This window comes from Pusillimonas sp. (assembly GCF_035515275.1).
Lineage (GTDB): Bacteria > Pseudomonadota > Gammaproteobacteria > Burkholderiales > Burkholderiaceae_B > Pusillimonas.
The window spans coordinates 1-7,530 of the sequence record NZ_DATJBQ010000153.1; the positions used below are offsets into that span (position 1 = coordinate 1).

General features: G+C 58.1%; 8 protein-coding genes. All 8 read left to right on the top strand.

Features of this window, described 5'->3' with window-relative positions; genetic code table 11:
* A partial coding sequence (locus tag VL003_RS11445; protein WP_325442579.1) for an ABC transporter substrate-binding protein occupies positions 1 to 396 on the top strand: 396 nt, incomplete at its 5' end.
* Positions 397 to 510: 114 nt separating this feature from the next.
* Complete coding sequence (locus tag VL003_RS11450; protein ID WP_325442581.1) at positions 511 to 1,044, top strand: 2,4'-dihydroxyacetophenone dioxygenase family protein; 534 nt, start codon at positions 511 to 513, stop codon at positions 1,042 to 1,044.
* Between the two features lie 193 nt (positions 1,045 to 1,237).
* On the top strand, positions 1,238 to 1,768 hold the full coding sequence (locus VL003_RS11455) for a MarR family winged helix-turn-helix transcriptional regulator (RefSeq protein ID WP_325442583.1): 531 nt from the start codon (positions 1,238 to 1,240) through the stop codon (positions 1,766 to 1,768).
* A gap of 39 nt (positions 1,769 to 1,807) precedes the next feature.
* Positions 1,808 to 3,388 (top strand): ABC transporter substrate-binding protein, encoded by a 1,581-nt coding sequence (locus tag VL003_RS11460; protein ID WP_325442586.1) that lies wholly within the window; start codon positions 1,808 to 1,810, stop codon positions 3,386 to 3,388.
* Positions 3,389 to 3,472: 84 nt separating this feature from the next.
* Positions 3,473 to 4,414, top strand: coding sequence for an ABC transporter permease (locus VL003_RS11465; protein ID WP_325442588.1), 942 nt, complete (start codon positions 3,473 to 3,475; stop codon positions 4,412 to 4,414).
* Between the two features lie 32 nt (positions 4,415 to 4,446).
* Positions 4,447 to 5,391: an ABC transporter permease gene (locus tag VL003_RS11470; RefSeq protein ID WP_325442590.1), complete on the top strand. Its 945-nt coding sequence runs from the start codon at positions 4,447 to 4,449 to the stop codon at positions 5,389 to 5,391.
* A gap of 3 nt (positions 5,392 to 5,394) precedes the next feature.
* Positions 5,395 to 7,023 (top strand): ABC transporter ATP-binding protein, encoded by a 1,629-nt coding sequence (locus VL003_RS11475; protein ID WP_325442592.1) that lies wholly within the window; start codon positions 5,395 to 5,397, stop codon positions 7,021 to 7,023.
* Between the two features lie 9 nt (positions 7,024 to 7,032).
* The coding region (locus tag VL003_RS11480) for an amidohydrolase (RefSeq protein WP_325442594.1) at positions 7,033 to 7,530 on the top strand (498 nt) is incomplete at its 3' end.

Here is a 7,530-nt window from a genome sequence, read left to right on the forward strand (position 1 = left end):
CAAGACATCGCCCTGGGTGTCATCACCCACTCACCCTATGCGCCCAACCTCGATAACGCTCAAAACAAGCAGTTCGTCGAAGCTTTCGAGAAAAAATACAACCGTTCGCCCTCGTTGTATGCCGCCCAGTCCTACGACGCAGCCAACCTGATCGCCTCGGCCATCAAAAAGCTCGACGGCAAGATGCAAGACAAAGAGGCCGTCCGCAAGGCGCTTGAGGCGGCTGATTTCGCTTCGGTTCGCGGCGACTTTTCTTACAACACCAACCATTTCCCGATTACCGACTGGTACCGTGTTGACGTGGTCAAGGGCGAAGACGGCAAGGCTCAACTGGCTGCGCAGGGCGTTGTGTTTGAAGATCACAAAGACGCTTACTACCAGCAGTGCAAAATGTAGTTATTCTGTTGGTACCGCCTGCCCATACAGGGCGGGCTCCGAACCACTTTAACCGGCTCCCGGCTTCGGCCCGGAGCCGGTTGGTTTTCAACCCTCGTTTCCAAGGAGCGCTGCATGGCCGAAAAAGCCACCACTGAATTCTGGAGAGACATCAAACCCATTGCCAATGTGTTCAAGGCCGACGCCAAGGCCGAGACCTACATTGCCAATGCCCCCACCGACGACGAGCGCTACTACGTGCCGTTTAGCGAAACGGTGTCGTCACGGCCCTTATGGATATCGCCTTCGCAGAACAAATGGGCCGACATCTTAATGGCCAAATCGGCCGGGCTGGTCAACCGCCACTATCACCCCCACGAAGTGTTTGCCTACACCATCTCGGGCAAGTGGGGCTACCTCGAGCACGACTGGACCGCCACCGCCGGCGACTTCATCTACGAGACACCAGGCGAAGGGCACACCCTGGTCGCGTACGAACACGAAGACCCCATGCGCACCTTCTTTGTCGTCAAGGGCCCATTGATCTGGCTCGATGAAGATGGCAATGCCGACGGCTACTTCGACGTGCACGACTACATCAAGCTCTGCAAAGACCACTACGAAAAAGTGGGCATAGGCGCCGATTACGTCGAGTCGCTGTTTCGTTAAGGCCGACGCGCGCGCCACCTGCCCGGCCACAACGGGGCGCTGGTAATACAGCGCCCCATTTTTACGTCTGCCCGCCGATTCAATATGCTCGGTATAAACACTAACGGTACAAACACCCATGTTCGCGGGGTTGACGCTATGGCACTCTTCATTAGGTGCAAATTTCAACTATTGCAATCAGCATTTAATAGCCATGAGCCAACCCAAAAACTTCCCCGCTCCCGTCGACATCAAACTTGATTACGTCACTTTCAAGATAGACGTCGTGAATGAGCGCGCCAAGGCGGTTGCCTCTAAGGTCTACGAAGCACAAGTAGGGCTTTCGCTACGCGAGCTGCGACTGATGCGCTTTATTGCCACGCAGCCCGGGCTCACGGTGTCACGCCTGATCGAACAGACCCACATTGAAAAAACACTAACCTCAAAAGCCATTGCAGGCCTTGTTGCGCGCAAATTGATCTTGCGCGCCATTGACCCCGGCGACGCGCGGCAAACCAATCTTTACCTTACTGCCGACGGCATCAAACGGGTTAAAGACGCCGACCTTATAGGCCGGCAAATGGAAGCCAACATGATGAGCGTGCTTTGCGCCGAAGAAACCACGGTGCTCAAGCGCTGCCTGGAAAAACTGTACGCCTTGCACGAAGACCCGCAGCGCGCCACCGAAGCATTCCTTAAACCGGCTCAAAACCACCCACCTCAGCAAGACCCTATCGCCATGTAAGCATCAAACTCGCATTTCCCCCAACGAGGAGACAACACAATGAAAACAAAACTACTGCGATTAACCGCCCTGGTCGCCCTGAGCAGCGCCGCCGCCCTGGCCCACGCACAAGATGCCGAGAAAGTACTGCGCATGGTGCCGCAGGCCGATCTTAAGGTGCTGGACCCCATCTGGACCACCGCTTTCGTCACGCGAGATCACGGCTACATGATCTACGACACCCTGTTTGGGGTTGACGAGCAAGGCAAGGTCAAGCCCCAGATGGTCGACACGTACAGCGCTGACGCCGACGGGCTTAACTGGACCCTGACCCTGCGCGAGGGCTTGCGTTTTCACGATGGTCAACCCGTAACAGCCGAAGACGTGATCCAGTCGCTTAAACGCTGGGGACAACGCGACAACCTGGGTCAAAAAATGTTTGCGGCACTGGAAACGATTGACGCCTCTGACGCAAAGACCATCAAGCTGCAGTTCAAGCAGCCTTTCGGCATGGTGCTCGAGGCCTTGGCCAAGCCTTCGTCCAACCCACCCTTTATCATGCCCAAAAAGGTTGCCGAAACCCCCGCCGGCGAGCAAATCGCCGACACCACCGGATCGGGCCCATATATCTTCAAGGCCGACGAATTCCGCCCCGGCGAAAAGGTGGTGTACACCAAGAATCCGCAATACGTTCCACGCGCCGAAGCGCCCTCGGGCACCACTGGCGGCAAGCACGTGTATGTTGACCGGGTCGAGTGGTTGATTATTAAAGACGCTCAGACCCAGGCAAACGCCTTGGTCAACGGCGAGATCGACATGGTCTCGTGGGTGCCCGCGGGGCAGTATGCGGCCCTTAAGGCGAACCCCCAGATCGAACTGCTGGCGCCCGTGCCCAAGGGCATGTATGCCATGCATCTGAACCACCACGTTCCGCCGTTCGACAACCCAAAAATCGCCCAGGCCGCGATTTTGACGCTGAACCAAGAAGCCCTGATGCGCGCTCAAATGATCAACCAGGATCTTTACAACCCGTGCACGTCCATTTACCCCTGCGGCTCTGCTTATGATTCCGGCAATACCGGGTACTTCACGGGCAAGCCTCAGTTCGAAAAGGCAAAGCAGCTGCTTAAAGAAGCGGGATACGACGGCACGCCGGTCGTTCTGATGAACCCGTCCGATTTCACGCTGCTTAACAAGTTTCCGCCTGTGCTGGCTCAGTTGCTTAAACAAGGCGGGTTCAACGTTGACATGCAATCTTTGGACTGGCCCAGCCTGGTGGCACGACGAGCCAAGAAGGATCTGCCGAAAGACGGCGGCTGGAACATTTTTATAACCGGCTGGGGCGCCTCTGACACAATGAACCCGCTGTACTTCGCCCCCATGACCGGCAACGGCGAGAAAGGCTGGTTTGGCTGGGCTGTCGACGACAAGCTCGAGCAACTGAAGTCTGAGTTCCTGGCCACCATGGACGAAGCCAAACGTAAAGACCTTGCACAGCAAATTCAGACACAAGTGTTCGAAACGGGCTTATACGGCCCGTTGGGTGAATCGCAGAACTACTCTGCCGTTCGCAAGGGTGTTGTCAGCGGTCTGGTCAACGCGCCCATCAGCGTGTTCTGGAACATCAAAAAGCACCATTGATCCACCGCTGCGTTCTACCGGGCCCTGCCCGCAGCGTCCGGTAGAACGCGCCGCCTTCGTACTGCCCAGGTTTCCGAGGTAGCCATGCTTGCCTTCTTTTTACGCCGAATACTTGCCACAGTGCCGGTGCTGGTCATCGTCGCCCTGATCGTTTTCTTCATGTTGCGCCTGGCCCCCGGCGATCCTGCCGCCGCCATTGTGGGCAACAGTGGCACTGCCGACGACATTGCATTGGTGCGGGCTTCTTTGGGCCTGAACGACGCATTGCCGATTCAGTTTGTCCGATGGGTCGGCGAGCTGGTGCAGGGCAATCTGGGCGAATCGTTCTTCATGAAGATTCCCGTCACTGAACTGATCTCGCAGCGCATTGAGCCCACCATTTCGCTGGCGGCCTTGACGCTGGTGGTCGCGGTGGCGGTAGCGGTTCCGCTGGGTGTGCTGGCGGCCTGGCGCCATGGCGGATGGCTGGATCGAGCCCTGATGGGCTTTTCGGTGCTGGGCTTTTCGATACCCGCCTTCGTGCTGGGCTATGTACTGATCTGGCTGTTCTCGCTGCACTGGCAATTGCTGCCGGTACAAGGGTATGCGCGCCTGGAAAACGGCTTTATCCCCTGGATCAGGCACCTTATCCTACCCTCGATTGCACTGTCGATTATTTATGTGGCGTTGATCGCCCGCGTCACCCGCGCAGCCGTGGCGGAAGCCATGACCGAAGACTACATCCGCACCGCGCGCTCCAAGGGTATTTCAGAGGCCCGGGTCTTGATACGACACGGCCTGGCCAATGCCGCAGTACCCATCGTTACCGTGATTGGCATCGGAGTGGCCCTGCTGATCGGCGGGGTGGTGGTGACCGAAACCGTATTCGCGATTCCGGGACTGGGCCAACTGACGGTGGATGCCGTGCTGTCGCGCGACTTTCCGTTAATACAGGGAATCATCCTGTTCTTCTCGGTGATTTATGTCTTTATCAACCTGCTGGTCGACCTTAGTTACTTGGTGCTCGACCCTCGCATTCGCTACTGATCTTCAAAGACTAAAAAACCGAGGCAAAGCTTATGGCCGATTCGATCATGACCCAGGACACGTCCGCAGCATTACCCGACGCCCCCGCGGCATCAATCAAGCGACGAGCCCTTGCCACCGCCTTGCGCAATGGCTCGGTACGCATAGGCGGGGGGGTTCTTTTGCTGCTGATCATCATGGCCATTTTTGCGCCGTGGCTGGGCACCATCGACCCCAATGCCATCGACCCGGCCAGCGGCAACATGCTGCCCCTGACGCCGGGTCAATTCACCAACCTGGCCGGCGATACGTTCGACCATTATTTTCTGATGGGTTCCGATAGCTTGGGGCGCGACATATGGAGCCGCACCTTATACGGTGCCCGCATCTCGATAACCATAGGAATTGCGGTGGCGCTGCTGGCCTTGACGCTGGGCATGCTGATCGGCCTGTTGGCCGGGTATTTTCGCGCGATCGACAGCCTGGTGATGCGGCTGATGGACGGCCTGATGGCCATTCCGGGGATCTTGTTTGCCATCAGCCTGGTGGCCCTGTTCGGCGGCACGGTTACAACGGTTGTCATTGCCATTGCCATACCCGAAATTCCCCGCGTGGCCCGGCTGGTGCGCTCTGTGGTGCTAACCATACGCGAAGAGCCTTACGTCGAGGCGGCCATTGCGCTGGACACGCCCATCTGGAAAATACTGCTGAAGCACATTTTGCCCAATGCGGTGGCCCCGTTAATCGTACAAGGCACTTATGTCTGCGCTGCAGCCATTCTGGTTGAAGCCATACTTTCATTTCTTGGCGTCGGCTTGCCTACCGACATGGCCACTTGGGGCAACATCATGTCCGAAGGGCGCGCCCAGTTCAATGAGTTTCCACATAACGTCCTGCTGCCCGGCGTCTTTCTTGCCTTAACCGTTCTTGCCGTCAATATATTGGGCGACGGGCTGCGCGACACGCTCGATCCGAAGTTCAGCAAACAACAAGGCTAAACAATGAGCGCAAAAAATATCGCTTCAGGCTGCGCGCCGGTGCTGGACATTCAGAACCTGACCGTCGACCTGCCCGCTTCGGCCGACCGCCCCAACGCAGTAGAGAACATTTCCTTCAGTATCGAGCCGGGCAAAATCTTGTGCCTGGTGGGCGAATCAGGTTCGGGCAAATCGGTTATTGCCAATGCGATAATGGGCTTGCTTCCCAAGCAACTGGGTCCGGCCACAGGCTCTATCGTATTGCAAGGAAGCCACATACTGAACGCCCCGCAAGCGCAATTGCGCAGGCTGCGCGGGGCCGCCATGGCCATGGTGTTTCAAGAACCCATGACCGCCTTGAACCCCACCATGAACTGTGGCGCACAGGTGGCCGAGCTTCTTGCGCAACACACCCAGCTGAATGCCGCCCAGCAACGCAAAGAAATTCTGGCCATATTCGAGCGGGTCAAGCTGCCCGAGCCCGAACGCATTTACGCCTCGTACCCGCACCAGTTGTCGGGGGGTCAGCGCCAGCGCATTGTTATTGCAATGGCGCTGATATTAAAGCCCGCGCTACTGATCTGCGACGAACCCACCACGGCGCTTGACGTGACCACCCAGGCCGAGATCCTGAAGCTGATTCTGACCTTGCAGCGCGAAAGCGAAACAGCGGTGTTGTTCATTACGCATGACTTTGGCGTGGTGGCCGAAATTGCCGACGAAGTGGCTGTGATGCAGTTGGGCAGCATGGTCGAATCGGGGACCAGAACCCAAGTGCTGACGCAACCGGCCCACCCCTACACAAAGATGCTGCTGGCCGCTGTACCGTCCTTGTCTGCGCCCGCACGCCCCGCAGTGCCCGACGCGCAGCCGCTTCTGCAAGCCCGCGACGTGTCCAAGGTGTATCGCATGGGAAGCTGGCCGGGCAAGCGTCGCCAGGTTCGGGCCGCCCTGAACGTATCGCTAACGGTTCGTCCGGGCGAAACCGTCGGTATCGTCGGCGAATCCGGGTCCGGCAAATCCACCATGGCACGCTGCATTGCGCGGCTCATCGAGCCCACTTCGGGCGATATTATCGCGTTGGGCCGCTCGGTGGCGCATGCCGGCAGCCGCCAGCTCTCGCCCTTTCGGCGGCACGTTCAAATGGTCTTCCAGGATCCTTATCGTTCGCTCAATCCCCGTCAGACCGTGGGGGCTTCAATTATCGAAGGCCCCATCAACTTTGGTGTGCCCCGTTCGCAAGCATGGCGTCGGGCAGAGCAACTGATGCAGCTGGTTCGGCTAAGCCCTGAAGCACTTCACCGGTATCCGCACGAGTTCTCGGGCGGACAGCGCCAGCGCATTTCGATCGCCCGCGCGCTCGCCTGCGAAGCCAAAGTGCTTATTGCAGACGAAGCGGTTTCAGCCCTTGACGTCTCCGTGCAGGCGCAGATTCTTGACCTGCTGGCCGACATTCAGAAGCGGCTTTCGCTGGGCATTATTTTTATCACCCACGACTTGCGAGTGGCCAGCCAGATCTGCGACAGCATTCTCGTGATGCACCGGGGCCAGGTGGTAGAGCAGGGCAACACCAGGCAAGTCTTCAACACTCCCCAGCACCCTTACACCGTCAAGTTGCTGGCTTCTGCGCCGGGGCGCGATTTTTGTTTCTAGGTACACATCATGTCCAAACAGCCACAAAACCTTCTTGAATACATGAACCGCAAGGCCGGTGAAATCACCGCCGTGCGCCAAGACATCCACCATCACCCCGAGCTGGGCTTTGAAGAATTTCGCACCAGCGACCTGGTTGCAGAACGGCTTCTGGCCTGGGGTTATGAGGTCGAGCGCGGCTTGGGCGGAACGGGCGTTGTGGGGCGCCTGACACGCGGCAACGGAACTCGCAGCCTGGGCATTCGTGCCGACATGGACGCCTTGCCCATTCAAGAAGAAACCGGACTGCCTTATGCAAGCAAGCACGACGGCGTGATGCACGCCTGCGGCCATGACGGGCACACCGCCATCTTGCTGGGTGCGGCCCAGTACCTGGCCGAGCACGGCGAGTTCTCGGGTACGCTCAACCTTATATTCCAGCCCGCCGAAGAAAGCCTGGGCGGCGCCAAGCGCATGATCGAAGACGGGCTGTTCAAAAAATTCCCTTGCGACGCCGTCTTTGCCATG